This window comes from Fibrobacter sp. UWB1, assembly GCF_002210325.1.
GTDB lineage: Bacteria > Fibrobacterota > Fibrobacteria > Fibrobacterales > Fibrobacteraceae > Fibrobacter.
Genome location: NZ_MWQL01000004.1, coordinates 177,025 through 201,878, shown reverse-complemented (window position 1 = coordinate 201,878; position 24,854 = coordinate 177,025). Strand labels below are relative to the sequence as shown.

Genomic DNA, 24,854 nt, shown 5'->3' with positions numbered 1-24,854 from the left:
ACATCGTGCTTTAGGATTGTTTGACTTTTGGCACTTGTTTGTGATTTCTTGGAATTTGGCTTTTAAACCTTTTGCTTTTCCGTCCTTACCCCAAGTATCTCCGCATAGAATACTTGGAATTTAAGTCACGACACGAAAAGAAAATGTATGTGTAGCCGTTGTAATCTTTCGCCCACACATTGAGCCATCTACAATCTTTTACATCGTAAGGAATTGTATTTTCATTCATTTTATTTTTCTCCTATATTACTGTATTGTTTAACATAAGCGATGGCGTCCGCTTGGTCGCCAATAGCATTCACGAACTCGTCAAGATAAGCGATTACTTCTTTCTTGATTTGCTCACACTCTTTTTTACTGATAGCCTGAACATTCTTTCGTTTCACTTGTTGAGAAAGGGACTCAAATAGGTTCTGTAAGCCGACCCTATCCGAAGGGTCGCTTGTCAAAATATGTTGAGCATCCCAACCTTTTCCGTGTCACGAAATAAGGCGACAACTTGCTTTTAAGTTCCTTTACGCACTTGCGTTTTTCTGTCGCATACCACTTGTATAACTTTTCTTTTGTCAAGATCGGTATTTCAAGAGAATACACGCCATTCCACGACTTTACTTTTTCATAAAGTCGCTCACGCCCTGCTTGACCATATAAGTGAATTTTGATTTTAGGTTTCCCATCGTCATCATCGTTATGAACGCAACGCTGAGCAACCAACATCCACCCTTTCAGAACATTCAGGTCTTTATACACTTTCTTGAACAATCGCAAAGATTCTTCAAAGAACTGTTGCGTATAAGTATATTCGATTATTCCGTCTATATACTTTCCGCTTGACGGTGACATTATAGCCATGTGTCTTTTGATTGTGGCTATGACATCGCTGTTCTCAAGTTCCATTACAGGGTAATCAGGAGCAAAATGCTTCAAGATTTCCTGAAGGTTAAACCAATTCACGAATACAGAATTATAGGCATAATTCAAGTGCCATCGTAAGCGATAATCTTCTGTCGGGGGAATTCGGATAGCAGGAAAACACTGCGTGTCGATAAATCGACCACGACAAAATAGCTTGATTTGCTCTGATAATTCTATGTGTGAAGTTATGGTTTCGTCTGCGGGGTCGGGAACTCCGTCAGGAGTTTTTGACTTAGCGATACATACACCTTTATTAGATAAATTAAAAGGATTTAATTTATTTTTAAAATGTTCATGTATCGGTATGTCAAAATTTTTAACTGCGTTGTAATTTGATAAAAGATATAAGGCTCGGCTCATTGTCGAATGTAGATTCAACGGGAGCAATTTCGTGCCTATGTTTTCTGTCTGTTGGAATGATGTTCCAAATTCGCAGTCGAGGACGGTCTTGGGACATATTCGCCCATTCTCCAATCGGTTTGTTTTTCGTCTTCTATACGAGACTTTCGATGATTTACCGCATTTTCTTCATTATGCGTATTCTCCTAAATAATGCCATTTTTCCCAATCCAAGCACATTACAGAATGGGCGTGCTTGGACGCAAAAAATGAGCTGTTTTTTCTTGATTTAATCCGCTTTGCCATCCCCAATCTTAACGGCAAAAGTGGTTTTTGTTCTCATTGGTATTTATGACTTAGCCCAAAGCGATTTTACGCCAAAAACGAGCATTTCGCCCAAATACACCCTAAATGTAATAAATTGTTTACATTTGTCAAGGGTATTTTCAAAAATTTTGTTCAAATTTGAACCGCAGAAATAGAAATCCAAGAAAATCGCTTAAAATTTGGGAAATCGCCTTCAAAATCGGCTAATTTTGACGAAAATTAGGGCTAAAAAGGGCTATTTTAAGCCAAAAATCGTCTAAAATTGGGTTTGGCTACCACCATCGGGAAAAACGCCCCGAAAGAGCCATTTTTAGCCATAAAACCACCTAATGAAGCGGTAATCGTATTCGTTTTCAAGTTGGTTTAACATTCTGTAAGCGGACGCCATCGAACATCGGTATTTCCCGACATACCAATTCACGAATTCTGTCGCAAAAATGCCGAGTTCCACATTGTCCGCATAATCGCTTTTTAGAATTTCGTTCACTCTCTCCACGGTCGGCTGTTTCACATAGCCAACCGACTTTCTATGGTTCAAAACCTTCTTTCCGTTTCTCATATATCACCTCACAATCAAATAAACATTCGACAATGTATGTATAGCACCAGGGATGGACAGTAGAACCACCAATAAGCCCCCTTTGGGGATTTGGCGAGCAATTACACCACCAAGAGAGAAAACGCCTTAAAGACGCTCTACTGACAAAAAACCGTGGTCGATGACCACGGTTTAATGTTTTGATTGGATTTTCTGTCTATTTCGCCATTATAGCCGAGTATTTCTCCAAAACACAGTTTTCGATGTGTTCACGAAGTTGGCGTGTCATAGGACAAACCGCATAGCGGAATTCGTCACCTTTGAAGAATGGGTCAGTGGGAAATCCCACGAACAGACCGTTCTCGCCATCCATAATGCGAAGGCCACGAATGATAAGTTGGTCGTTCAGAACGATTGTCGCCATTCCCTTCATGTGTCCAATGTTCGTTCCTTCCATAAAGGGGAACACTTCGACTTTGGTGACCGCAAGACAATCGAATTGTTCTGATTTTTCCATTTCTCTAATTTTAGGCATTTTTCTGCTCCTGGTTTTCGTTGATGATTTCAAAAGAATCGACATCGGGAATGATGGCACATCCACCCCAAGTTCCGTGGATTTGACCCATATCGTCAATGAAGTCCACGACACCAACTTTGCCTGTATATTGGGGCTCGCCATTCATAGAAATGATTTTGATTTTGTCGCCAACCTTAGCCATTCTTGCGACCCTCCAAGATTTCTTTCTTTGTGCGACGGCGACGGCGTTTCTTCTTTTCGGGTTCAACAGGGGGAACGGGACCAATTTCGGTTTTCGTTTCGTTCTTGAAACGCTCCAACGATTTTTCAGAAACGGAAATCTTCGGGATCGAAGCCCCAATCGTTCCGAAAGAAGTGTTAATGTTGAATTCGCCAATCTTTCCGAGTTCGCCATAGGCGACCGTTTCGATTTGCGAAACGAAGCGGCTAATGGTTGCGGGAGCCACATCGTCTGCCATTTCAATGTTGAATGTGATTTTGAAGTTTTTCATATTGAGTATTCCTTTTTGGTTTGGGTTTATTTGGGTTGTTTATTCAAAACGATTTGGTCATCATCGGAAATGTCACAGCCGATGTCTTTGTTAATGCGTTCAATCATATCGAACGACACGCACAGCAAATGGTTGTAATCGCCCGACATTGCGTCTTTCAGATAATCCGCCTTTATGGTTTCGTATTCGTCAGAAGCAAGTTCCATATTTTCACGCTCTTGTTTGAGAGCATCGCACACATACGCCATAATGGAATAGGCGTTGCCGTTTAAACCAATGAGGGTATATTTCACCATTTTACACCATCCATTCAATGTTAAGGGTTTCAATCATTTCTGCCATCGTTTTGGTTAATGGCTCGAAACTGTCGTCACGATAAACTCGGGTGTTTTTGTCGTTTACAGAAAACAGTTCGTCAAGAGAAAACGAACCAAGTTCAAGACCCATTCCCAAATCCACAGCACCAAAAACAACTTTTCCAAAATTGTTGATGTAATTTTCAGAAGGCGAATCAAAGTCATCATCTTCCAAAACGAACCAATGGCAGGTGGAAAAACCGATCGCATTCTTTTCGGGAAATGTTTTGATGATTGAGTAATGGGCGATAACTTTCTTTTCGTCTTTTGGAACGCCATCGTATTTGGCGTAAGGCGTATCGTGAATCGCTTTCACGATTTGGGGAGTAATGAGATTTTTAAAATCCATAATGTTTTTTCCTTTTGGTTAAACAAACGATGTTGTTTGTAAGGAAAAATTTACATTAAGGACTTGACTTGTAAACCCCAAAATTCAGGACAAATTAAAAATTTTTATAAGGCGAAAATTAGGTGGCGAAATCTGCTAAATCTGGTAATAAGTTGTATGTAATAAATTTTAAACAATTCGTAAAAAATGGTGCTTATGTTTTAAGCACCATTTTTTATTTTAACCTTAACCAATGACATTTACAGTTATAACGACCTTCACGATTTGGCACATGCCCATAAAATGTCGGTTCAGTTGGCGAAACTTCAACATGTCCGTTCATTGCTAAACATTTGTCACAGCACATTGGATTAGCCACAAAGACCCATTTTGTTTCTTTGGTTGCCGGTGTTGTTCCACCACTTGACTTAACCATTGACGAAACAGAATTTTCAGTTTCTGAATTAAAATTTCTTTCTGTTGCGTTTGGCGATTGGTTCGCCTTATCCATATAGAGCCATTGAGAAACGCTGTTCGGAACATAGCCCTGATTTGAATAAGAAAAATTAAGGCTATGAGTGAAATCAGATTTCTTTCTTGACGGTAGCATATTGGAAATTTTGTTATTTCCACCACGACCTGCCGCCAAGAGCAAGCCACCCAAGAAACCTTCTATAAGTTTTTTGTATTCGCTACTTGTTGGCATTTATTCCCCCAACATCATTTTAATTTTGTATCGTTTTAAGGCGTCCTGTTTTGCGTCTTCTTCCGCTTCTTCTTGTTTTGCTTTTTGTATCAAGTTGATAAGCACGCCAATACCAGGAATGTTTGAGTTTTTATCTTCTTCATAACCGTAATCGCCGTATTTGTTCGTGATATACGACTTTGCGGAATTTTCTTGAAGTATCTTTTTATTCGTTTTAAGGCTTTTGTCGTTAAGTTCCCTATATGGTGAGTTTTCTAAAATCGGCAAAATCTCGTCTGCGGACTGTTTGACCCTGTCATCGTGTGGAACTTTATTTTCTGTTGTTTGTGTCGAAATCGTTTTTTTGCCATCATTACCTTCTGAAAGTTTTAAAATTTTTGATTCGCTTTCGGGTAATGTCTTTAAGTAATTTTCGACCTTATCCCTGAATGTCTTTCCTTCTTGCTCGAAAATCTGTTCCAAGATTTCATCGTTCATTTGATTTCGTGGATATGAATTAAGGAACGCCTTTTCGGCTTCGTCCAAATCGCTCTTTCCAAATTTCAATGCCCTATCTTGAAGTTCGTCAAAACGCTTATTGTTCGCCTTAATTTTCGCCATTACATCGTCAGCACCACCTTCGCCAATTTCATATAGCAATTTGAGTAAGCCACGGTCAGGGCGTCCTGAGCCACTTCTATATCGTGAAATAGCCATTGGAACACCCTTCAATAAAACAGGTGCTCCAATGTTTGTTGCTGTTCCCTGAAGGGCATCACCGACATTGAAGGAAGATCGGTCGTTTTCGGGGTCATCGTATGCGAGAGCATCCACGCCTTCCATAATAAAAGGATTTGCTCCATTCTCGATGGCGAAATTTAAACCACGAGCAACCGCACCTGTTTTTCCGTTCGCCCTCAACATTGTTCCAATGGGCTTAATTGCCGTTCCTGCCACCTTTCCGTATGGAACAGCATATAGGGCGTTTTCGCCTACATCCAATAAAAGACTTGGGTCAAAATCGCCATTCTTGTCTGTGAACAAATCCGCATTTACACCTTCACGAAGTCGTTTTTCATAAAGTCGAGGCGTGAAAACTTCCTGAACCATATTCATAACAGGGTTCATTACAGAATGACCCCAAGCCCATTCAGGCCACATATTATCCTTTCGTGATTGAATGAGCGACTGTTTTTCAAGTTCCGCTTTTAATGTTGGTAAAGGAATTCCGTTTTGTTTGGCAATTTCGGCAAGTCGTTCTTCGCTATATTCGCTTGGATTGTTCCACTTATAGAGAATTTCCTTATCGTTAAACATTGACGGCAAATCCAAATCCTTATCTTTCCAATTTGGGTCTTTGGAATTTGCCAAAGTCCATAATGTCGCATCATTCGGCAAATACTTTGAAATTCCTTCTCTATTTACCGCAATGAACTTTGCCAATTCTGAATCGGAAAGGTTTTCCATTTGCTTGGCTATGTTCAACAAATACTGTTCTTCTTTGCTGTTGGGTTCATAGAGAACTGCGGTTTCAATAAGTTCGTCGATTAGATTTTCTTTGTTTGTTGCCATTTTAGATTAACCCCTTATTTCTCAAATAATTAAACTTGTTTGAGTTTCGAGCTTTCCAAAGTTTCTTTTCTGAAATGCCCATAGACTTGTATTTCGTGGCATCGTCATTTTGAGCTGTTGGAGTGTATTTCTTTTCGAGAGCGTCCTGTTCGTATTTCGTCAAAGGCCATTTGTTTAGAAGTTCGTCCAATGACAACTTATTTGCGTCCGCTTTTTCGTTGCCTGCTCCGATCGCTCTTGTGCGTGCGTTTGCCTTTGTTTCTCTTGTGAATGTTTCTTTTTCAGTTTCGCCACTTAGGATTTCCTGTTTGAGAGCGAATGCTTCTTTTGAACCATTTTGAATTAAAGGTTCTAACTGTATAAGCATTGACTGTTTCATTTCGTCTGTTAAATCACCCGAACGAACATGTTTGTCATATTCCGTTTGAATGTCGATGACCTTTGCGAAATCAGCGTCAGCACTGAATTTACCATTCTTGATGGCTTCTTTGACTTTCTTTGTGTAATCGCTCATATCGGACAAACCGAAACTTGCCAACTGTTCAGGAGTGTAAGACTTTGAAAGCGTTTCATAAGCCAAGTTCATTTGGTCTAAATCCGTAAGAATTTTATCTTCGTAAGCCTTTCTTTGGAATGGGTCGATGGTTGCTGTCATTTGCCTAAAGTCGTTCGCTATTGAAATCTGCTTCTGTCTAATGTCGTTCGCAGCACCATTGACTTTCATTCGTGTTTGACTTGCGTTTGAATTATCCAAATTCTTTTGAAATCTTCTTTCAGCGTCTTCACGATTCTTTTGCCAATTCCACTGTATTTGTGCGTTGTTGTCCTTCTTTATTCGTCTTGCCCTGTTTGCTGCTATTTGGTTTTCAAGTTCTCGGTCGTTCATTTCTTGATAAGTTCCGTTTTGACTTTCCATCAAATCAGCCAATTCTCTATCAAGCAAATAATCGTGTGTGTTTCGTATTCCTTCGCCTAAGTTCTTTGCCATATCGTTATATGTTTTTTGCTTGTTTTCAAGTGTTTTCATTATAACATTTGAAAAATCCACAGGTTCTTGAAATAGCCACTGTATATTTAAAGCCATATAGCCTCCTTATAGAGCCATCAAACCACCGCCCATATTCATAAGCATTTGTTTAATCGTATTCTTTAAACCATTTTGGCGGTGATAATCAAGTGCGTTTTGGTCGAAACCGATGTGGGTTGAATTGTCGTTTGGTTTGAGTTTTTCCAAATCTTCGCCATTGAGCAACTGTTTAGAAACTTCGTTTTTGACTTCTTCTGAATTAAATTCGGGCAATTCTTCATCAGCCAATGAAGTATCTAAATTCGGGTTATATTCCAACATCGTTTTAATGCTGTTCAGCATTTCGTTTCTGTCGTTTCCTGCCTGTTGGTGATTTTGTAAAGCCCCATTGTCGAACATAATTTTATTTTGTGTTTCTACTTGGGGTAATGTGTTTAATGCGTAATTCCAACTTCCAAGCATTTTATTTTCTCCTTATCCTGCCATTATTGAATTAAACAAATTAAGACTGTAATTGAGCATATCGGCAACGCCGTTATTTTCAGATAATGAAGCGTTAGCAAGTGATGTGTTCACATTCGCCATGCCGTTTGTGTATGCGTTGTTTGAGTTTATCAAGCCACTGTAATAATCGCCCAAACCATTAAGCCAATTTGTTGTGTCGGTGTTGTAATCGTTCCCTAATTGACTCATAAGGTTTTTGTATAGGTCGCTTTGTGATTTGTAGGCGTTTTGGTTTTCGCTTGCGTTGAACTGTTGTTCCTGTAATGCTTGCGACCTGTCCTGATTGTATCTATTGAAAGCCTTATCGTATTCTTCACTTGCTATGGCTTGTGATTTCGCATTCAGGGCGTTTAGATAATCGGAACTGAACATATTTCCGGGCGTTCGCCTGTGAGTTTGTTATAGCGTCATTTGCCGCTTTGATTCTCATATCAACGGCAGGCGACATAAAGTCATTTACTGATTTTCCATATTCAAATTTTGAAGGCGTATATGTTCCCATATTCGCATAATCATACTTTGCCTTATTGTATTGGTCTTTCAAAGTTGTGTCGTGTGCTTGCGAAATGGAATTCAGGTATTTGTTCAATGTTTCCTGATTTTCGTTGTAATTGCTTTGCCACAATCCTTTATTTTGATTTATGGCTTTTTGTGCGTTCGCCACTTGGTCTGAATTTCCAAATCCAAGAGCGTTTGCCATAGACTTTAATGGGTTCATAAATTATCCTCCAAATTTTACATTGAATTTTTCGTGTTTAATTTCTGGATTTCAACTTTACAGGGTTGAGAAACGCAAATGGCTGTTTGCCCAATCTTCACGATTTGACAAGAAACCGATCCATCGTTGTTAAAAATTTTCGCTATCAAAGTTTGGTCGGCTTTTGATGGCAACAAATAAGAACCTTCTTTCGGACACCACAGTTCCCAAAATTCCACATTCGAGCTTACGACAATGACAGACCAATCGTTTACTGTATTGACGGAATACGCTCCGTTAAGGATTTCCCTTAGATTTTCTATCGGTGTGGTGTTGTTTATTTCTCCATTCTTCATAATGCCCCTTATATGCTAAAGCCCAACGGTGAAACACGAATACTTGCGTTTGTTAGAGTGACATCCATATTTTCAGAAAATGTCAGGCGAACCACGCAAAGTCTTTGTATGCCCATATTGAGAAAACGGACACGGTAAAAGTATTGTCCTGTTTTTCCGCATTCTTCAAGTATCGTATTCCCGAAAGAATTTCCGCCATCTTCCGAAATCTCCAACTGAACTTTCGGATTTACTTCATAATCGTCAATCGTTCCTGTATTGAGTTCTACGCCCAATTCGTCAAAAGTGAAGTTTTGGTAATTGTTCAAAATTACGGGTGATTGTCTTCTACGGATTAAAGAAACGGTTTCATTCTCGTTTACTTCTTCTTTATGGAAATTGTCATCCAAATAAACAAGCTCTCCGTCTTCAATATGACCGAATACAGTCCTATTGTCGAACCAAACAGGATAAATCAAGTTCCAAGCGGAATCACGACCTGTTTTGAAATTTCGAGAAGACCTTTCTGCCCACTGTTTCGTTGAAAAATCGTAAACGAAAGTTCTGCTTCTCTTGTTTTGTGCGTTCGGAATGTATAGACCGTAAAACGCATGATTTGAACGGCTGTAAGCAAATCCGATGGCGTTGTCTGTGTCCGAATTATCCAAGATTTCGTCAAGCCAAGTTTCCGAAATTTTTTGAAATTCTGTTCCTGCTATCGCAAACACCGCCCTCCCTGCGTTCATTCCATTAGAAACGAAACAAACATTGTTGTTCACGCTTGCTACGGACTTGGGCGAGTCTAAGCCCACTTCTCTATTGAATGTGTATGATGTTCTAACCCAAGTTTGGTATTGTTCTGCGTCGCCCCTTTGCCAAAATTCGATGGATTTCGGGCCGAACACGATTAGATTTGAACCAATGGCGTAAAGTGCGTTTATGGAATCGCTGTTCGATTCGCCATTCTTGTAAAGTGGCGTTCCGTAATCATCTAAGAAAACATATTGGTCGCTTTGGACTGTTTCTGTATCGGGTGTAATGTTGTCGGGCTTATATTGGACTTCTCCGTTCACAATTTTATAAACCTGTCGTGTCTCCTGTGAAAGTGGGTATGGGATGGAGTAATAGGCATAACCGCTACCGCTATCGTTCACGATAATAGAACCCGAAACGACCTGAACATGTGTGGGCTTTATCTTTATGCCCTGTTCGTTTATTCTGTCGGGCAAGTTTATGTAATGGAGCGAACCACCTTCTTTCAGGTTGTAATAGAAAAGATTTGAGCCATCGGCAATCAAAAGAAAAGGGCGTTCGCCCCCTGTTTCCGCAAATGTCGGGTATGAGCCTGTATCTACGCTCCCAATACATTCTACAGACCACTTGTAATCGACCCTATATAATTTTGAATGGATGACGAAAAACGCATCAGGGGCGTTGTTGTTTGCGTCTAAGCCTGTGGAAGAAACGAAGGAGCCGTGACAACCTTCTTTCGTGTTTTCAAGTTGTTTAATCCATTTAATTCCGTGGAACTGATTTTTGATAGACCACTTCTCCGTTGGTTTCCTGATACATGTTTATCGACAATGCTGAACCCATTGTAGAAGGGAACTTGGCTTTCGTTTGGTCGCCAATCAAGTTTGAAATCACGCTAACCTTTGACATTTACCACCCCACGCCATTTATTCCGTTATAATAATCTTCAAGAAACGAACCTTCCATATTTGACCACACGATCGGTCTGTTTGAAGAATTGACCCTTTTAATGAGCGATTTTTGTTCTTCAAAATCTTCTTTGAATACAGAAACCCATTCATTCAACTTGTATCTAATCGCAAGTCTATAAGCCAATCCTGTCAAGAGAAGGGATTTATACATGTCTTGAAGGTTCAATGTGCTAGACAAGTCTATTTCGTCTATATCGTCAATGAAACAAACCTTATATTCAGAACCTATTGTGGAATCAAGTGTAATTGTTCCTTTCATAGCACCATATTCAAAATCATATAAGTTGGCGTTTCTCCATTCGTCCGAATCGCTATAACTGTAATGACTCCAACGGCAAACATTTGAGGCTACATGGACGCATTCAAGCACCCTGTCTATATCTACGACATAAGCCGTTTTTCCGAACCAAACCCATAGACGCTTGGGGAAGTTCATTTTCAGTTTCGCAAACAATCACGCTCGGCTTTATCGTCTTTGACTTAATCGCCTTTTCGTCAAAACAAACATTGTATGTGTATTGTGTAGATAAGTGATTTCTTGAATCGCTAAAAATGGATTCAATGTTTGTTTTCACCAACTGAACGAACCTGTCGCCCTGTTTACGCCCTATTGACTTAATCGTATTTGGCGGATTTTTCACTTGTATGTCAAAATCTATTGAGTTGCCGATTGTGATTTCGTTTTTTCCGTTTACATCAAAAATTCTGTAATTGTCCGCTATGTATTCCTGTGTATTGAGAACTGAAATAAGGTCTTTCAATTCATTTTCACCTGTTTTGGCTTTCGTTCCATTTACGGCTTGACCATCGCCAACAAGCCCACATCTTGAAAAAGCGTTTTGGATTAAATCGTTTACAGAAATCATTTTTTAACCTCTTTATATTTATAAACTCCAAATAAAAATGTTGGTGAGCGAAAACCCACCAACATTTCAGGTGAAAGGAGTGACACCTATATTTTATTTCTGAACATAAAGAACAGCCTGTCGTCTAGCGTCAGGAACGCCTGCGGCAAATGGACAGTCCAATCGAACGAAGGACTTCATATTCAAACCATCGCCGTATTCGCTCATCTTTACAGAAACGCCATCGACGGTTTCAGTGCTATTTTCAGAGCCTGGTAAATCAGCGAATTTATAAGTGTCGAATGCCAAAGCGTCTTCTTCACGACAAACACCCACATAATAAGAATTACCAGATGTTAGAAGTGGCGTGGCGGAGAAAGAAGAGAAGGATGTGTCAAACCATGCGTTTGGATTTCCTACATTATCGACTTTAACACCACTTACTGTTGCGTTAAGGGTCGCTCTGATTGGGGCAATAGCACACTTGTTTGAATTGTCGGCATCGCTTGCGAGAATGACGGTATAATCTTGATCGGTTGGCATACCGTTTACATCAACGACCTTCAAGCCGGCAACAGAAAATGCCTCGCCCTTCTTGCCACCCGCACAAGTTACGGCTGTGATTGGTTCATAACCAACGACAGTTCCACTTAATGTATCTTCACCACTTATTGCTGTGCCACTGATAGAACAAGCGGAAGCACCTGCGGTTACGATTGGAAGACCTGCCAAAGAAATTTGAGAAGCATTGGCGTATTCACCTAAATAATTTTTGCCGTAGATGTCTTTCTGAATTGTATCAGGAATAAAATTAGACAAGCCTGCGGCTGCGATTTTTCCGTTTACGGTTGGTGAGTTAAACATGACCTTTACACCACCAACAGCGACTTCTTCCAACTTGTTTGAAACATCACTTAATGCGGCAAAATTTGCGGCTGTTGCTACTGTTGCCTGAACAGATTGGAAAACAGTAGAGTCGATGACTTCTTTCTGAACGCTCTTTGCGAGTTTTGTTCCGCGTGGGATAGCGATTTCCTTCTTGAAGTCTTCAATGTCGGTTAATTCATTCCAAGCGTCAATTTCACAGGAAGTATTTTTATTTTCCAACTTGATAGACATTTCGACTTCTTCAATGGCATCGGGTTCAGCGACCAAGCCGTCTTTTACCTTACCAGGGTCAGGAATGTAAACGGTGTAGGTTCTACCATACTTTTTATTTTTCAACTCACTTTCAGGTAGATAACTTTTGGACTTTTTCACATAATCCATTTGGTCGCTTACAACAGCCGCAACCATCTTTGTTTTCTTATTGTTTGATAATTTATTTTCCATTTCAAAAACCTCTAAAATTTTTTGTGAATGATTTACTCATCATGATTTTCTGAAAATTCACTGTCCATTTCAGTGGGTCATTTGGTCAGCTACACCATAGACCTTACGCCATTAAAGGGCATGGAAAAAAGAAGGTGTTTTTGAAACAGAACCCTTTAAACTGTTGGAAATCCAAACAATTAGCTTTATTGTTTGGGCTTCCATATCGTATTTATAAATTGAAGTTTATCGTTTTCTAATAAACGATTTTAAATCTGCGTCATTTGAAAAAATGTCGCTTGTTTTGTTTGTTGAAATTCCGGGCTTGCCAATAACCATATTGGGATTTACAACAGGCGAAGTCTTTTTCTGTCCCTTATTTTTCGCCATTTCCCTTTCATAAAGTTTAAGTTCCATAATACGGGACATCGGGTCGGCTTGGGAAAATACTGTTTTTACCAAGTCCGCATTTGTGGCGAGTTCATAGAGTAAACGAGGACCATTTTCTGAATTTTGGATGTATTCAGAAACAAATCCTTCTTTGTCTATAAGTTCTTCAAGCCCCTGATCGAAAGCCTGTTGGACGGTTGTCAAATAATCTTGTTTTTCTTCATCAGTAGCAAAGCACTTGTTTATTCGTTCGCTGATTTTATTGGTTCGCTCCCTTCTTTGTGCTTCTATGGCTTTCTGCTTTCTTGTTTCTTCGTCCTTTTCCCTGAACATTTTGTTCATTCGCTGTTCGACCAAGTAATCTATATACTTGTCATCATTCTCGAAGTCGTTTCTGAATTTTTCCTTATATTTTTCAGGATTTTCCAATTTCTCCAAACGACCCTTTAATTCTTCAAATTCCCTGTTGCGTTCCGCAAGTTGGGCTTCATACTTGTTTTTCTGTTTGTTTAATTGCTGTTTGAAGGAATGGGTAATTTTGTCTTCTTTTGAAATCGTGTTCAAATCGACTTTTTGCGGTGTTTCTGTTTTTTGAATTTCGTCACCGTTCTTTTTCTGTCGTGGTTTCGTTTTCAACGATTGGCGATCCGTTCAAATCGTTTGGTTCGTCTTCTGCTTTGATTTCGTCTGTGATTTTGTCTAAATTGCTCATTTAATATGGCTCCCTTATGCCCTTAAAATGCGATACTGAACGATGTGGGCATTACACCATTCATTTGTATTTATGAAAACTTAATCGTCAGGGTCGCCCAATACTGAACGGACATATTGACGGATTTGTTTTTTGTTGTTTCTCTTTTCAAACATTCTGTCCTCATCGCAGAATGTCAATGCCAAAGCGTCTGCCGTATCGGGGGAACGGTTCAAAATAAGTTTTAATTCTGCTTTGGGCATCAAAATATATTTGTCGTTCTTGTCAAGCATAAATCGTGTATTTGTCAGTTCTTCCGTGAGCATTGGGTCATCTATATACAAGCCGTTTCTCACAGCCTTCGCAAGATTGAAATACATTTCAGCCCTTTTATTGGCGTATGATTCATTGGACGCTTTCGAAGCAAAAGGAATTAAATTCACATTCGGGTATTCTTTATTTAAGACCGCAAAATAGCCGTTCGCCGTAGCCCATATCTATGTTTATTTCGTAAACATCATCGGTCGTGAACTTGTTTTTCAAGAGAATAAGTTTAATGGCGGTCGAACAGTCGAATGGGTCTAACTTGTCGTATTTCGTTATGCTTATGATTTTATTTCCTTTGCGAATACAAATAACGGATTTATCCCTGCCCTGACCAGAGCCGTCTATCCCTATTTTTAATGGGTAATTTGCGGAATTATCCACGAAAGTTTTCGGGAAATCATTGGCATATAAAATACAGCTTTCGTCATAATCAGAAAGGATTTCACCTTCTATTTCCTGTAATCTCATTTTCTCGTCTGTAATCGCATTCATTGAAAGCTCTAGCGATTCTTTGGAAAGGAAAGTGTTGTCGCTCATTTTGGCGGTGAATACTTCAATGTTCGAAGTCGCTATATTGTCAATCAGCCACTTATTCCAAACAGAACCCTGTCGTGGTGAAGTTCCAAACCTTATAATTGGGGTGAAATTGCCACGCAAACAGGGGGCTGTAATCGCTAAAATGTCTGCCGGAGCCAAGCATAATTCGTCAAGAACCAAAAGATTTATTTCTGTTAGGCCGTCTTGACGATTCACAATTTTCGTAACTGTAGCCAAAACAAACGCCCTTATTGTAGGCGATTGTCATCGCTCCCTTATTGTATTGGGGCTTTATTTTAAGTTCTTCAAATCGTTTAAGGATTTCGTCAAACAGATTTTGGGAAAGCGACTTGTATGTTTGAGAAAACGCAAGTATTCTTTTTCCCTGTAATAAATGAAAGACGATAATCCAAGAAAGAATTACTGTTTTGCCGAGAGCCACGACCACAAACCAATCCTGCGATGTTCTTTGTGGATTTGTATAGGGATTTTTGGTGTGGTAGAAGTTTTATTTCGTATTCCATAACGCTCCTTTTTATTATGTATCAAAAACCCCACACTGAAATAAATTCAATGTGGGGAACTTTTTTATTTAGGAGAGAGAACAAAAAGAATTATGTTTTATTTATAATGATTATGCGTCAGTGATTTTTAATTCAATCTTTGAATCGCCATCCATACGGAAATTTTGTTCGGCTGTCAAATCGACCGTTTTTGATTCGCTCCAATTCTGTTTGTATCTTCTTTTCAGAATTTCTAGGTTTTTCATTCTGCCCTGTAAATAATACTCTTCCGAAAGGTGGTTTTCTATTTTTGCCTTCATCATACAAATCCATTCCTGAAATCTTTCAATAGAGTCTTGGTAGGGTTTGCTGTAATGTTTCGTGTCGGTCTGTCGATTGAATTTTATATCCCTAAATCGTTCAGGAACATAATCCATAATGAGATGACCGAAACTTTCAAAATTGTTGTTTACGCCTGTTCCTATATGGCTGTGGTTCATAATGGCGAAAGTGATTTTCACGATGTCGAACCCTTCATCTTCATCGGACAAATCGAAAGTTTCATTTAATCGCTTGTCGCTATATGTGAAAACAGGTTCTGTTATATTGTCAATAAGATAATTTATGAAGTCAATCTTCTTTCGTGTATTCTTTTCAGGAATACTTGGATTTGTTTTGAATGGGTGATAAACGCCCTGTTTGTCTATATACGCTTTTGTTCTTCCGTTCAATGACATTAGAAACCTCCCTTAACAAAATCAGTATGGTCGTTAAGAGCCTTTTCAATTCGCTTTATTGTTTCGTTCATTTGCGATAATATAACGAGAATTTCCTTTAAAATTTCCTGTGTGGTTTGTTCCCTTATATAATCGTTCAATTCGTTTAATGCTTTCTTTTTCATATTGTATTTATAAAAAAGCACCCCACATTTGTGGGGCGTCACACTCTTTAATTTATTTGAAAGAAATTAGAAATCTGTGTTCAAATCTTCTATTTTCTTTTGGATTTCGTTTTTCTTGAACTCAGGACTTGCTCGAAGTTTTGCGACTTCCGCATCGACTTCTTTTATGTCGTTTGGATTGGTCAAAGTCTTTTTAAATGCTTCAAACAATTCGATTTTCTCAAATTTTGTTTTGCCGACATTTTCAGAAATGCCCATTTTCTTGAGTTGTTCAAAGATTTTTTTCTGTTCTTTATTCATTTGGCTTCTCCTTTATTTAATCTTCAAAATCGCTTTCTATATCGTCCAATTTATCGAGATTTTTATATTGCTTTTTCTTTTTTTCGTATTCATATTTGTCCTTAGAAAAATCTTTTTTCTGCTTGAATTTACGAAACATCTTTTTAAACATTTCGTTTAATTTTATGGCTCTTTTTGCCTTTCTCATTACCCTTTTTATTGCTTTTTTCATAGATTTTTACTCCTTTGTTATGCGTATTTTTTACCGTATTTTTCAATAAGTTCTTTTTTTGTGTAAGGTCGCCATTCTTCAAGGTTCCATTTGAACACATCAGAACAAACAATGTTCTTTTTGACAATTCCTTCGTATCGTTTCCCAACAATGTTCAGGATCCTTTCGTGGCATATTTTCAAATTTGACGGAAGAAGTTCAATGCCGTAGAGCGTGGAAACAGCGTCTTTTTTAGAAACGCCATTGTCAAGTCTTTTTAAAAGCATTGCCACCAAAATGTTTCCTGCTCCGCAAGTGGGGTCGAGAAAAGTTTTGCTCGGGTCTTTCCACATTTTAGGCGAAACCTTTGCCATCATTTCAGCAATGATTTCAGGGGGAGTCCAAACAGCACCGCATTTTTTGATTTGTTCTGCGGACATTTGTTTTCTTTGGTTCATTCTGCCATCGTCATAGATTTTCAGTTTTTTCATTTCTGTTTTTTCCTTTTTTGTTTGTGTGTTAATTGTGAATGCTCTTGTCGAAGGACATGTTCAAATTGAGCTTGTCGAATTCACGGGCGAAGTTCTTAAAGTCCATAGACTTATAGAATGTGTTATTAGCAAAGAATTTAAGCATCATATATTGCTGAGAAGAACAGATAGAGTTCATAATCTTATCGGCAATGTCACCGTTCCAAATGAAGCAATTTTCGGCATACTGATTTTTGCCCATCATATCCATCATAGAGGAGCAGTTTCTTTTATCGCAAATGGCGACATTAAGGTTGCCGTTGACGAATGCCACAGACACAGCCATATCTTCAAAAGAAATTTTATCGTCAAATGTGGACGGAAGGAACTTTTCAAATTCACCGGATTTAGATGCGATTTCCATAAGGTTGCTGAACACGCGGGTGGAAAAGTTGTTGGTCTTATTTTCGAGCATGGACTTTACAGAGTTGTTCATATTGTTTTTTCCTTTTTTTGATTGTTTGACTTACCCATTTTTCAGAGACAACACGAGCCATAATCTAAAGGCGAACAAGCCAATAGAACCCATTGGGAATCTGCTAAGCAATTTCCCTGTTTGACCCTAAAAAACAGATTTTGATTGAGTTATTTTTCGTTGAAATTTCGCGTCTTTTTCCTTTGGTTTCCGCTCCCTTTCAACATTGTATAATATAGAAAAAACGGTGTGTTTTGTCAGTAAAAACTTTACATTTCCATGTAAAATTTTTCGGGAAAATTGGCGTTTTTAGCTCAAAATCGGCACCACGACACCGCAAAACAGCGGAAAAAGTTTACAATTATTTTGTCAGTAAATGACGGCAAAATTATTGACTTTTCGCCTTAAAAATGTATATTTTATACTGAACAAATGAACATCAAAACACCCATAAAAAAGGACATTTTTCTATGGAATTAAACCACGAAAAACCACTTGAACTTATCGACCAACTGATAGGTCATTTGAACCCTGACGAAAGGAAAACTTTGGTCAGAAAACTGAATATGGGCATATCATCCATTAACGACTTAATGAAGTCCAACAGAATGGAAAAAGAACACGCCTGTGTCAAATGTGGATGTTTGAACATCGTCAAATTTGGGATGGTCAAACGCTACCACGCCATAAAGGACAAAGATGGGAACAAAATAGGCTCGAAATTCGTCGGGGAGCATCAACGATACAAATGTAAGGACTGTGGCTCTACATTCACTTCTACGGCTAAATCTGTGTTCTACCATAGCCATTTAAGACCCGATCAAATTTCGGAAGTCATAAACGCTGTAACGGACAGAAAATCCATTCGGGATTCTGCCGAGTTGTGTAATTGTTCAACGAAAACTGCGTTCAGGTGGCGACATCGACTTCTCGATTCTCTCACCATTCCCAATGAAAAGGTCGTTTTGGGTGGTATTCTTGAAGCAGACGAAACTTCATTCAATCTTTCTTTCAAAGGAAATCCCTGGAACCACCTCGTTTATTATGGAATGTGTGCCGAAGAACTTAGGACATATTACATCAAACACCCCGAAAAGACGCCGAGAGCATTAAACGACATGGTGAATGTCTGCTGTGGCATCGACCACAATAAAGAGGCTTTGGCTATCCCCACGAACTTGGGAAAATGTCGCACAAAACATCTTGTTCAGGCTTTCGACACACACATAGAACAACGCTCCATTATGTGTTCAGACAAAAATACCGCCTATGTCAAAATGTGTAATCAAATGAAGATAGCACTTGTTCAATTTAAATCTGACGATTACACGACCAAATCGGGCGACCTGTCCATTCAAAGAATTAACAATTACCATTCAAACATGAAATTTTGGTTCAAACCTTTCCGTGGTGTAGCAACGAAATACTTGAGAAATTATCTCCTTTGGTTCAATTTCGTTTTGTGGAGCAAAAAATTTGATACCAACAGAAAGTTCTTCGAGCATTTGACCCATATCATGAAATACGACAAAATGGTCGAAATTCAGAAACGCCCCGCAATTCCATTCCCTGTCCGTAGAAATTACATCTAATAGACCAAACGACAAAACCCATAAGGAACGCCTTATAGAGCGTTCTAAGGGCATTTAAGGGGAAAGTTGGGGAAATGGTAAGTTCCTAAAAACCACATTCCAAAAACACGGCTAGAAAACAGAACTTGGGGGGTGTGGGGGTGTTCAAAATAGGACTTTGTGGGCAGGAAACCACGCTATAAGGGGATTTTTTAAGGTGGGTTTGATGAACTCACAATGAACTCCCAATGGGCAGTAAATGCCCCGTAAATTGTCTAAAAATCGCTCCGATTTTTGACATAACGATACATATATCTTTAATTAAAGAATATAGAGAAATTATTTAATTAAAATAATTACATGTATTCTTATGTCAAAATTTCATTTTGACCCCACCACGATTTTATAACTGTGCGTGGTTCATAATCCAATAAGGATCCCGAATTTGGGTGTTTTTCTGTCGCCATTTATGCGAATGGTCGCCTTCGACCATAAAAGGGGCTTATAGCCCCTTTTCACTTGTCTATAACACATTATCCATTCAAACCCATTCGACCCTTCAAACGCCCACGACTGTTCGATAAGAGCGTGACACAGTGCGAATAAATGAATCTAAACGGGGGTTAAGGACGGCAATGTAGCACTTTATTGTTGTGGATAAGTCGCCCGATAAGGAATGGCGAACTGACCATTAAAACAGGACTGTGTTTAAAATTTTAAACGAAAGGCGTCCTTTCAACACGAAAGTTCTACATAGCCATTTGAGAGAATTTGTCAAGCTAAATCGTAGTGATAATCAGAATCCGAGAAATAATCCCGGCACCAAAACTTATATTTTTGGTGTTTATGAAAAATCACTACAGCGCATCCATTTTTGTCATTCTATCACTCGTAGCGTTGTCATGCGCTTTTCTGAGTAGTTGCTCAACGCCCACCATTTCAAGCGAGGAAACAGAAGATTTACCGGGAAATTCGTGGTCCCCAGCAAAGAATGAAGAGAAAATATCAAACAGCCCCCTTATTACGAAAGACATTTTACGCTATTACGTATTCGACACTCTCCATTCCGTTTTGTATTACCATTTCAACGGCATGTGCTATATCGAAAAAGGAAAATTGAAATGGGACCCCCAGATGGACCATTACACGGAATATTACAGTTATCGACTTTCGGGGGACACGCTGTTCTTTTCCAATCCATCCGAAATCGTGAAGACCTACTTGCGACAAACTAACGACGGAAGCAAATTCGGCGGCAGATGGATTTTGCTGGAAGACGAAAGTGAAATTTTCACCCCGGAGTATCTTAACATCTCGGGTCTCTCGGCGGTATGGGAGTATTCCATCAAGGAAAATGCTCCAGTCACGAGCACCGACGCATTAACTTTGATGATGCAGGATATCGCCGCAGAACAAGATGGAACTAGACACCCCCATCAAGGAGGAGACACCTGGGCCCCCGATTGGAACCTGATGTTTGGCAAATTTCACGAAAACCATTTGACCGATGATGAACTGTATGAATTCTGCGATCCCTGCGAAGATATTGTGCGGACCAACAATTCCATCAGTTTTACGAGAAAAGGGAAATCTTTTGAAATCTCCCTAATCAATCCCGTACACAATGAGAAAAAAATGAGCTATCCCTTTAAGGTTACTGCAGACGGCAAGTCTTGTACATTCCTCGCCGAACTGTTTGACGCTACGGAAGATGAATGCCTGTCCGAACAGAACCTGCCTGACGAACCCATTGAAGGGCATACCTACACGGCCCTCGGGAAAATCAACTATGATGATTTTTCAAAATGCTTTAAAGGCTTGTTTAACTGAAATATTTTTTTACAACGCCTTGACAATCGGTTCTAGGGTGTCGAGATTCACGACCTTCGAATACAAAAGCTTCATCATGATTCGGTGTTTCAGGCCGAGCTTGGTGTAATCGATGGCGCCGCGAAGGTGGAAAATTTTTCTTTCGTCGTAATGCGATGCGGGAACCAGCTTTTTGAGGCTTTATCACACCACATCATATCCCGCATCAGACAAGACTTTCAGCGCTTTTTCGAAATTTTCGGCTTTCACAAGGATATAATCCGTATTGAAAGTGGATATCGCAAAAATTCCAACGCCATTTTCTGCAAGAATAGCCGAGAGTTTCGAAAGGATACCTATAAGAGAAAAATCAAGTACACCCTGAATACGGAATCCTCGCCATCCATCATCTCGTTCAATAGTATTTTGGGGTACATCATCTGTTTTGCATACGAGGGATATTTCTTCGTCGGTCTTGCCAATGAAATAAAAATCCTTACCCGTATCGACATCACTAACGTCCGCTACTTTACAGACAGTTAGTTTGTGATCCAATTTCTTTAGTTTCATAAAGTAAGACACAAGCCCGAACTTGATAAGGCCACCTTATTTCAAGAACAGCGAGAGTTTGCTAAAATCAAGAATCGTGATAAACACGAAGAAGCTGATGAAGAACGCGGCAGCCACATTCTGAATGACCGTCTGAGTCTTGGTTGAAAGCGGCTTGCCGCGCAGTTTTTCGATACCGAGGAACATCAAGAGGCCGCCGTCGGTAATCGCGAGCGGAAGCAGGTTCATGACGCCCAGGTTAATGCTGATAAGAGCTAGAAGCATCAGGAAATCCTGGAAGCCGCTCATCCACACATTGCCCATCACGGCCACGATAGAAACCGGACCAGAGAACGCGTCGACCTTCACCTGGCCCTGGAACATGCGCTTGAAATAGCGGAAAATACTCGTGGTCATTTTCCAGCTGGTGGCACAAGTTTTCGTGAAGGCGTCCACAGGACCGCGGCGCACAATTTTTGTTTCGCGGAAGAGCACGTAACCCATCTGGATGCCGACCATGTAGCGCTTGTAATCTTCGTTGTAAACCGGCGTGAGCGAATTGGTAAGCGTATCGCCGTTACGGATAACGGTGATGTTCACGGGTTCGCCCTTGCTGCCGTCGATAATGCGCACGACTTCTTCGTAGCGGGAAATATGTTCGCCGTTAATTTCAAAGATGGTATCGCCCACGGCAAGGCCCGCCTTTTCGGCGGCAGAGCCAGCCACAGGCGGCAAGCGTACAATCACGCGGTTGCGCGGGTAAATACCGATGTCACCGATACCCATCGCAATTTCGGAGCTAGTAGAATCTTGCGCGGGAATCACGAGTTCTTCGGGGACAACCGTAATCGTTAGCGGTTCGCCGCCACGGTGCACGGTAAGCGGAACGCTCACCCCAAGGCTTACGCCGATCTGCTCGCGAAAATCGTCCCAACCCTGAGTAGGCTTGCCGTTGATTTCGGTAATGGTATCACCGGGTTCAATACCTGCGGCAAGCGCCGGAGAATCTTTTGCGACAAAGCCCACGATCAAATCGTTCGTTGCCGGCTCTTCGACGCCGACCATGTAAAGAATCATCAACAAGATGAAGGCAAACACGATATTGATGAACGGGCCCGCAAATGCAATCGACGCGCGAGCGCCAACCGATTTCGCCACAAAATCACGTTCGTCCGGGACCTGACCTTCCTTAAGCGTATCCGGGTTTTCGCCCGCCATGGCCACATAGCCACCAAATGGAATTGCCGAAATGCAGTACTCCGTTTCGCCGTGACGGTAACGAATCAATTTTTTGCCGAAACCGACGCTGAACGTATTGACCTTGACATTATTCCACTTGGCCACCAAGAAGTGGCCGAGTTCGTGAATGGTCACCAAGAAGCTCAGGCCCAACAGGCCGAGCACAAACATCAAAACATTACTGAAAATTGATTCCATCGCAAGCCAATATAGAAAAATGCCGCCACCAACTTTCGCTAGTGCGGCATTTAGGAGTACGAGTGTTGTAAAATCGCCGATTAACGGATGCTGTTGCCGAGAAGATCAAAGCGTTTGCCGTTCTTTTCGACATAGAGCTTATGACCATTTTGGCGAAGGCGCGGAGCAGCCTTGTTTTGCATGCTGGCGGGCAAAGTTTCGTGAATAGCCGTAGTCATGGAGCTACTCGAAACCCACGGATTCCATTGCGACGAACTCGAAGCGAGCGATTCCGAAGAGCTGGATGCCGGAGCGACAGAAGAGCTTGAAGCCACCTGAGAACTAGACGAAACTGCCGAGGAGCTCGATGAAGATACAGTAGACTTTCTTGCAACACCATTGGCGGCAAACGAGGGAGCATAACCGGCGTTCAGAGCTTCAAGAGCGCCAGCAAGGTAAGCAAGAGGTGCATTCCAGTTGATAGCGACTTCGTTCGTTGCGTAGCTGCAACGTTGGTCGGTATAAGCGGTCGCCGCATTGCCAGTTCTGTAATCGGCACACTTCCATTCGGCAGCAGAGCCAACATCTTCGCCACCAGGCTGAGGGCCACCCACAAGCATACCCGGAATCGGATCTTCTACGTTGTCCGAAGTACTCGGGCGGTGGTGCGGCATCTTGGGAGACTTCGTGCCGTAACCTGTAACAAATGACATGTCAAGCGGATTCTTGCCGAGCAAGTAATCAAGCACCTTGAGCGCTGCGGTGTAATACTTTTCGTCGCCGGTGAGGTAATAGGCATGCAAAAGCCATACGCCCTGATTGGAGGCCACGGCGTTGGAGCCCCACACAAAGTCATCTTTCGCCATCACCACGCCAAAGCCCGACTTGGTACGGTTCACGAAACCATCTGCAGTGCCCAAGATTTTCTGTTTGGCTTCGTTTGCATCGCCAAACACAGATGCATGCGTCGCCTTGCCATAAGTGGCAACGCCCGAAAGGTCGCCCCAGTACGACACATATTCCGAAGAACCATTCTGCTTGTAAGAATTATCGCCCGTGGTAATGGCAAGTTCCGTGCCGGCAAAAAGTTTTTCGTCGGCCGCGTTGTTGCCTTCGTACGCACCCGTCGCCACATCGGAGGGGTTTGCGGTAAAGTGGTAGCTCATATTCGAAGAGCCCCAGCTATAAGCCTTCTTGGCTGCATCAAGGCACTTGGCGGCGTAATTGGAATCAAACGGCTTGTACACGCGCGCAGCAACTGCCATCACACCGGCAAAGTCAAGTGCGGCTTCGGCACTCTTACCGATAACATAAAGTTTTGCATTGTCTTGCGCAGGCATCACATCGCCAGGGAAAGCAAGAGAGGTTAGCTTATGATAAACGCTACCGTCATTGGCCTGCATGGTAAGCATCCAGTCCAAATTGTACTTGATTTCGGCGAGCAAATCCGGCAAAGTTCCATCGGCAGGAATATTCCACTTGGCCGTCTTGAAAAATTCCGGGAAGTGTTCGTAAAGCGAAAGGAGCGTGTAGGTGGTAATGCCCGAATTCACGATATAGCGTCCGTAGTCGCCGGCATCGTACCAGCCCTTGCTCGAATTGATAGTGCCCGAAGCGCCCGTAGAATTATGAAGTTCGACAGTCGCATTCGTATGGCCTGCAGCACGAGCCCACTTGCCCGCGTATGCACTTTCGAGAGCCATAGAGGCGCGCTGGTAATAGAACCACTTGATAGCAGCCTTGTAAACGTCGGCAAAGGTATTGTTCTTGACCACCAGATCTTGGCGAAGTGTCTGGCCACCCACCTTAATGCTGTACTTGCCCTCGGCGGTCAATTTGGAAATATCGACCAGCTGTACATTCTGGCCGCTTGCATCCCAGAACGAGGCGGCGCCAGGCGTTACCGTAAGCACAGTCTTGCCAGAGGCATCCTGGATTTCAACATTGCCAGAGGCTCCGACAAGCGAAAATTCCTTGGGATCGGAAGGGCGGAAACCCACCTGGTTAATGTAAGCGTTAGCGGCAAAGGCCGAAGACGCCAAAACAGACGCAGAAACTGCGACTAAAGCAAAAAATTTGTATTCCACAACATCCCTCTCTTTCGAGAAAACGCGTCACCAACGCGCGTGCGAGAATAATATAAAGAAAAAAGCCTGCAAACGGTCCTACAAAAGCGCGTTTACAGGCAACAAT

34 protein-coding genes are annotated in these 24,854 nt (G+C 41.1%); 2 read left to right on the top strand and 32 right to left on the bottom strand.

What is annotated here, in order from left to right:
* Positions 1 to 230 precede the first annotated feature (230 nt).
* From B7988_RS15025 to B7988_RS05315, 28 genes are all read right to left on the bottom strand, one after another.
* Entirely contained in the window at positions 231 to 386 is a 156-nt protein-coding gene (locus tag B7988_RS15025; RefSeq protein WP_170930539.1) for a hypothetical protein, read from the bottom strand.
* Between the two features lie 40 nt (positions 387 to 426).
* Positions 427 to 1,275: a hypothetical protein gene (locus B7988_RS05430; RefSeq protein ID WP_088657125.1), complete on the bottom strand. Its 849-nt coding sequence runs from the start codon at positions 1,273 to 1,275 to the stop codon at positions 427 to 429.
* A gap of 616 nt (positions 1,276 to 1,891) precedes the next feature.
* Positions 1,892 to 2,140, bottom strand: a complete 249-nt coding sequence (locus B7988_RS05425; RefSeq protein ID WP_088657124.1) for a hypothetical protein — start codon at positions 2,138 to 2,140, stop codon at positions 1,892 to 1,894.
* 196 nt (positions 2,141 to 2,336) lie between these two features.
* A complete protein-coding gene (locus B7988_RS05420; RefSeq protein WP_249268859.1) occupies positions 2,337 to 2,654 on the bottom strand; it encodes a SpoVG family protein in 318 nt (105 codons plus the stop codon).
* A complete protein-coding gene (locus B7988_RS14860; RefSeq protein ID WP_141225574.1) occupies positions 2,647 to 2,838 on the bottom strand; it encodes a DUF4314 domain-containing protein in 192 nt (63 codons plus the stop codon). Before B7988_RS14860 ends, B7988_RS05420 begins: the two co-directional genes overlap by 8 nt.
* Entirely contained in the window at positions 2,831 to 3,148 is a 318-nt protein-coding gene (locus tag B7988_RS14855; protein WP_141225573.1) for a hypothetical protein, read from the bottom strand. The genes B7988_RS14860 and B7988_RS14855 overlap by 8 nt, the downstream gene beginning before the upstream one ends.
* Before the next feature lie 26 nt (positions 3,149 to 3,174).
* Positions 3,175 to 3,444 carry a hypothetical protein gene (locus tag B7988_RS05410; protein WP_088657122.1) on the bottom strand — a complete coding sequence of 90 codons (270 nt, stop codon included), beginning with the start codon at positions 3,442 to 3,444 and terminating at the stop codon, positions 3,175 to 3,177.
* A 1-nt stretch (position 3,445) separates the two neighbouring features.
* Complete coding sequence (locus B7988_RS05405; protein ID WP_088657121.1) at positions 3,446 to 3,853, bottom strand: DUF2958 domain-containing protein; 408 nt, start codon at positions 3,851 to 3,853, stop codon at positions 3,446 to 3,448.
* A gap of 214 nt (positions 3,854 to 4,067) precedes the next feature.
* On the bottom strand, positions 4,068 to 4,538 hold the full coding sequence (locus tag B7988_RS05400) for a hypothetical protein (RefSeq protein ID WP_141225572.1): 471 nt from the start codon (positions 4,536 to 4,538) through the stop codon (positions 4,068 to 4,070).
* A complete protein-coding gene (locus B7988_RS05395; RefSeq protein ID WP_088657119.1) occupies positions 4,539 to 6,089 on the bottom strand; it encodes a hypothetical protein in 1,551 nt (516 codons plus the stop codon).
* A 1-nt stretch (position 6,090) separates the two neighbouring features.
* The gene (locus B7988_RS05390; protein ID WP_088657118.1) at positions 6,091 to 7,173 is read right to left on the bottom strand and encodes a hypothetical protein; all 1,083 of its coding nucleotides are present in this window, start codon (positions 7,171 to 7,173) and stop codon (positions 6,091 to 6,093) included.
* Between the two features lie 9 nt (positions 7,174 to 7,182).
* A complete protein-coding gene (locus tag B7988_RS05385; protein ID WP_088657117.1) occupies positions 7,183 to 7,578 on the bottom strand; it encodes a hypothetical protein in 396 nt (131 codons plus the stop codon).
* Between the two features lie 12 nt (positions 7,579 to 7,590).
* Positions 7,591 to 7,992, bottom strand: coding sequence for a hypothetical protein (locus B7988_RS14850; RefSeq protein WP_141225571.1), 402 nt, complete (start codon positions 7,990 to 7,992; stop codon positions 7,591 to 7,593).
* The gene (locus B7988_RS05375; protein ID WP_088657115.1) at positions 7,934 to 8,338 is read right to left on the bottom strand and encodes a hypothetical protein; all 405 of its coding nucleotides are present in this window, start codon (positions 8,336 to 8,338) and stop codon (positions 7,934 to 7,936) included. Before B7988_RS05375 ends, B7988_RS14850 begins: the two co-directional genes overlap by 59 nt.
* 17 nt (positions 8,339 to 8,355) lie before the next feature.
* A complete protein-coding gene (locus tag B7988_RS14845; RefSeq protein ID WP_141225570.1) occupies positions 8,356 to 8,673 on the bottom strand; it encodes a hypothetical protein in 318 nt (105 codons plus the stop codon).
* Between the two features lie 8 nt (positions 8,674 to 8,681).
* The gene (locus B7988_RS05370) at positions 8,682 to 9,950 is read right to left on the bottom strand and encodes a hypothetical protein (RefSeq protein ID WP_088657114.1); all 1,269 of its coding nucleotides are present in this window, start codon (positions 9,948 to 9,950) and stop codon (positions 8,682 to 8,684) included.
* A gap of 364 nt (positions 9,951 to 10,314) precedes the next feature.
* Positions 10,315 to 10,635: a hypothetical protein gene (locus B7988_RS05365; protein ID WP_088657113.1), complete on the bottom strand. Its 321-nt coding sequence runs from the start codon at positions 10,633 to 10,635 to the stop codon at positions 10,315 to 10,317.
* 103 nt (positions 10,636 to 10,738) lie between these two features.
* Positions 10,739 to 11,242: a hypothetical protein gene (locus B7988_RS05360; protein WP_088657112.1), complete on the bottom strand. Its 504-nt coding sequence runs from the start codon at positions 11,240 to 11,242 to the stop codon at positions 10,739 to 10,741.
* Between the two features lie 93 nt (positions 11,243 to 11,335).
* Positions 11,336 to 12,553, bottom strand: a complete 1,218-nt coding sequence (locus B7988_RS05355) for a hypothetical protein (protein ID WP_088657111.1) — start codon at positions 12,551 to 12,553, stop codon at positions 11,336 to 11,338.
* 225 nt (positions 12,554 to 12,778) lie between these two features.
* Positions 12,779 to 13,558 carry a hypothetical protein gene (locus B7988_RS05350; RefSeq protein ID WP_088657110.1) on the bottom strand — a complete coding sequence of 260 codons (780 nt, stop codon included), beginning with the start codon at positions 13,556 to 13,558 and terminating at the stop codon, positions 12,779 to 12,781.
* A gap of 156 nt (positions 13,559 to 13,714) precedes the next feature.
* Positions 13,715 to 14,056: a hypothetical protein gene (locus tag B7988_RS05345; RefSeq protein WP_141225569.1), complete on the bottom strand. Its 342-nt coding sequence runs from the start codon at positions 14,054 to 14,056 to the stop codon at positions 13,715 to 13,717.
* Between the two features lie 13 nt (positions 14,057 to 14,069).
* Positions 14,070 to 14,714, bottom strand: coding sequence for a hypothetical protein (locus B7988_RS05340; RefSeq protein WP_088657108.1), 645 nt, complete (start codon positions 14,712 to 14,714; stop codon positions 14,070 to 14,072).
* A 397-nt stretch (positions 14,715 to 15,111) separates the two neighbouring features.
* Complete coding sequence (locus B7988_RS05335; RefSeq protein WP_088657107.1) at positions 15,112 to 15,717, bottom strand: hypothetical protein; 606 nt, start codon at positions 15,715 to 15,717, stop codon at positions 15,112 to 15,114.
* Positions 15,717 to 15,881, bottom strand: a complete 165-nt coding sequence (locus tag B7988_RS15020) for a hypothetical protein (protein WP_170930538.1) — start codon at positions 15,879 to 15,881, stop codon at positions 15,717 to 15,719. Before B7988_RS15020 ends, B7988_RS05335 begins: the two co-directional genes overlap by 1 nt.
* A 66-nt stretch (positions 15,882 to 15,947) precedes the next feature.
* Positions 15,948 to 16,181 carry a hypothetical protein gene (locus B7988_RS05330; protein ID WP_088657106.1) on the bottom strand — a complete coding sequence of 78 codons (234 nt, stop codon included), beginning with the start codon at positions 16,179 to 16,181 and terminating at the stop codon, positions 15,948 to 15,950.
* Between the two features lie 16 nt (positions 16,182 to 16,197).
* Entirely contained in the window at positions 16,198 to 16,392 is a 195-nt protein-coding gene (locus B7988_RS05325; RefSeq protein WP_088657105.1) for a hypothetical protein, read from the bottom strand.
* 17 nt (positions 16,393 to 16,409) lie between these two features.
* Entirely contained in the window at positions 16,410 to 16,862 is a 453-nt protein-coding gene (locus B7988_RS05320) for an N-6 DNA methylase (RefSeq protein WP_088657104.1), read from the bottom strand.
* Positions 16,863 to 16,890: 28 nt separating this feature from the next.
* Complete coding sequence (locus tag B7988_RS05315) at positions 16,891 to 17,337, bottom strand: hypothetical protein (protein ID WP_088657103.1); 447 nt, start codon at positions 17,335 to 17,337, stop codon at positions 16,891 to 16,893.
* 449 nt (positions 17,338 to 17,786) lie between these two features.
* Between B7988_RS05315 and B7988_RS05310 the strand changes: the two genes are divergently transcribed.
* Positions 17,787 to 18,908, top strand: a complete 1,122-nt coding sequence (locus tag B7988_RS05310; RefSeq protein ID WP_088657102.1) for an IS1595 family transposase — start codon at positions 17,787 to 17,789, stop codon at positions 18,906 to 18,908.
* Between the two features lie 836 nt (positions 18,909 to 19,744).
* Here the strand turns inward: B7988_RS05310 and B7988_RS15015 are convergent.
* The gene (locus B7988_RS15015) at positions 19,745 to 19,921 is read right to left on the bottom strand and encodes a hypothetical protein (protein ID WP_170930537.1); all 177 of its coding nucleotides are present in this window, start codon (positions 19,919 to 19,921) and stop codon (positions 19,745 to 19,747) included.
* 82 nt (positions 19,922 to 20,003) lie between these two features.
* Here B7988_RS15015 and B7988_RS05305 point away from each other — a divergent pair, with 82 nt between their 5' ends.
* Positions 20,004 to 20,717 carry a hypothetical protein gene (locus B7988_RS05305; protein ID WP_170930536.1) on the top strand — a complete coding sequence of 238 codons (714 nt, stop codon included), beginning with the start codon at positions 20,004 to 20,006 and terminating at the stop codon, positions 20,715 to 20,717.
* Positions 20,718 to 20,900: 183 nt separating this feature from the next.
* Here B7988_RS05305 and B7988_RS05300 read toward each other — a convergent pair whose 3' ends face one another.
* The 3 genes from B7988_RS05300 to B7988_RS05290 form a co-directional block, all read right to left on the bottom strand.
* Positions 20,901 to 21,266, bottom strand: coding sequence for an ACT domain-containing protein (locus tag B7988_RS05300; RefSeq protein ID WP_073321739.1), 366 nt, complete (start codon positions 21,264 to 21,266; stop codon positions 20,901 to 20,903).
* Positions 21,267 to 21,302: 36 nt separating this feature from the next.
* Entirely contained in the window at positions 21,303 to 22,682 is a 1,380-nt protein-coding gene (gene rseP, locus B7988_RS05295; protein ID WP_088657100.1) for an RIP metalloprotease RseP, read from the bottom strand.
* Between the two features lie 80 nt (positions 22,683 to 22,762).
* On the bottom strand, positions 22,763 to 24,748 hold the full coding sequence (locus B7988_RS05290) for a glycoside hydrolase family 9 protein (RefSeq protein ID WP_088657099.1): 1,986 nt from the start codon (positions 24,746 to 24,748) through the stop codon (positions 22,763 to 22,765).
* Positions 24,749 to 24,854: the final 106 nt, after the last annotated feature.

What these genes read in the sequence shown, in the direction of transcription:
- B7988_RS05395 (WP_088657119.1), bottom strand. Translation starts at nt 6,089, where the DNA reads ATGGCAACAAACAAAGAAAATCTAATCGACGAACTTATTGAAACCGCA.
- B7988_RS05425 (WP_088657124.1), bottom strand. Translation starts at nt 2,140, where the DNA reads ATGAGAAACGGAAAGAAGGTTTTGAACCATAGAAAGTCGGTTGGCTAT.
- B7988_RS05375 (WP_088657115.1), bottom strand. Translation starts at nt 8,338, where the DNA reads ATGAACCCATTAAAGTCTATGGCAAACGCTCTTGGATTTGGAAATTCA.
- B7988_RS05300 (WP_073321739.1), bottom strand. Translation starts at nt 21,266, where the DNA reads ATGAAACTAAAGAAATTGGATCACAAACTAACTGTCTGTAAAGTAGCG.
- B7988_RS15015 (WP_170930537.1), bottom strand. Translation starts at nt 19,921, where the DNA reads ATGTCTTTCGTAATAAGGGGGCTGTTTGATATTTTCTCTTCATTCTTT.
- B7988_RS05390 (WP_088657118.1), bottom strand. Translation starts at nt 7,173, where the DNA reads ATGGCTTTAAATATACAGTGGCTATTTCAAGAACCTGTGGATTTTTCA.
- B7988_RS05320 (WP_088657104.1), bottom strand. Translation starts at nt 16,862, where the DNA reads ATGAAAAAACTGAAAATCTATGACGATGGCAGAATGAACCAAAGAAAA.
- B7988_RS14845 (WP_141225570.1), bottom strand. Translation starts at nt 8,673, where the DNA reads ATGAAGAATGGAGAAATAAACAACACCACACCGATAGAAAATCTAAGG.
- B7988_RS05365 (WP_088657113.1), bottom strand. Translation starts at nt 10,635, where the DNA reads ATGAAAGGAACAATTACACTTGATTCCACAATAGGTTCTGAATATAAG.
- B7988_RS05385 (WP_088657117.1), bottom strand. Translation starts at nt 7,578, where the DNA reads ATGCTTGGAAGTTGGAATTACGCATTAAACACATTACCCCAAGTAGAA.
- B7988_RS05420 (WP_249268859.1), bottom strand. Translation starts at nt 2,654, where the DNA reads ATGCCTAAAATTAGAGAAATGGAAAAATCAGAACAATTCGATTGTCTT.
- B7988_RS05360 (WP_088657112.1), bottom strand. Translation starts at nt 11,242, where the DNA reads ATGATTTCTGTAAACGATTTAATCCAAAACGCTTTTTCAAGATGTGGG.
- B7988_RS05325 (WP_088657105.1), bottom strand. Translation starts at nt 16,392, where the DNA reads ATGAAAAAAGCAATAAAAAGGGTAATGAGAAAGGCAAAAAGAGCCATA.
- B7988_RS05355 (WP_088657111.1), bottom strand. Translation starts at nt 12,553, where the DNA reads ATGGAAAATAAATTATCAAACAATAAGAAAACAAAGATGGTTGCGGCT.
- B7988_RS05400 (WP_141225572.1), bottom strand. Translation starts at nt 4,538, where the DNA reads ATGCCAACAAGTAGCGAATACAAAAAACTTATAGAAGGTTTCTTGGGT.
- B7988_RS05410 (WP_088657122.1), bottom strand. Translation starts at nt 3,444, where the DNA reads ATGGTGAAATATACCCTCATTGGTTTAAACGGCAACGCCTATTCCATT.
- B7988_RS05310 (WP_088657102.1), top strand. Translation starts at nt 17,787, where the DNA reads ATGGAATTAAACCACGAAAAACCACTTGAACTTATCGACCAACTGATA.
- B7988_RS14855 (WP_141225573.1), bottom strand. Translation starts at nt 3,148, where the DNA reads ATGAAAAACTTCAAAATCACATTCAACATTGAAATGGCAGACGATGTG.
- B7988_RS05430 (WP_088657125.1), bottom strand. Translation starts at nt 1,275, where the DNA reads ATGAGCCGAGCCTTATATCTTTTATCAAATTACAACGCAGTTAAAAAT.
- rseP (WP_088657100.1), bottom strand. Translation starts at nt 22,682, where the DNA reads ATGGAATCAATTTTCAGTAATGTTTTGATGTTTGTGCTCGGCCTGTTG.
- B7988_RS05330 (WP_088657106.1), bottom strand. Translation starts at nt 16,181, where the DNA reads ATGAATAAAGAACAGAAAAAAATCTTTGAACAACTCAAGAAAATGGGC.
- B7988_RS05315 (WP_088657103.1), bottom strand. Translation starts at nt 17,337, where the DNA reads ATGAACAACTCTGTAAAGTCCATGCTCGAAAATAAGACCAACAACTTT.
- B7988_RS14860 (WP_141225574.1), bottom strand. Translation starts at nt 2,838, where the DNA reads ATGGCTAAGGTTGGCGACAAAATCAAAATCATTTCTATGAATGGCGAG.
- B7988_RS15020 (WP_170930538.1), bottom strand. Translation starts at nt 15,881, where the DNA reads ATGAAAAAGAAAGCATTAAACGAATTGAACGATTATATAAGGGAACAA.
- B7988_RS05405 (WP_088657121.1), bottom strand. Translation starts at nt 3,853, where the DNA reads ATGGATTTTAAAAATCTCATTACTCCCCAAATCGTGAAAGCGATTCAC.
- B7988_RS14850 (WP_141225571.1), bottom strand. Translation starts at nt 7,992, where the DNA reads ATGTTCAGTTCCGATTATCTAAACGCCCTGAATGCGAAATCACAAGCC.
- B7988_RS05335 (WP_088657107.1), bottom strand. Translation starts at nt 15,717, where the DNA reads ATGTCATTGAACGGAAGAACAAAAGCGTATATAGACAAACAGGGCGTT.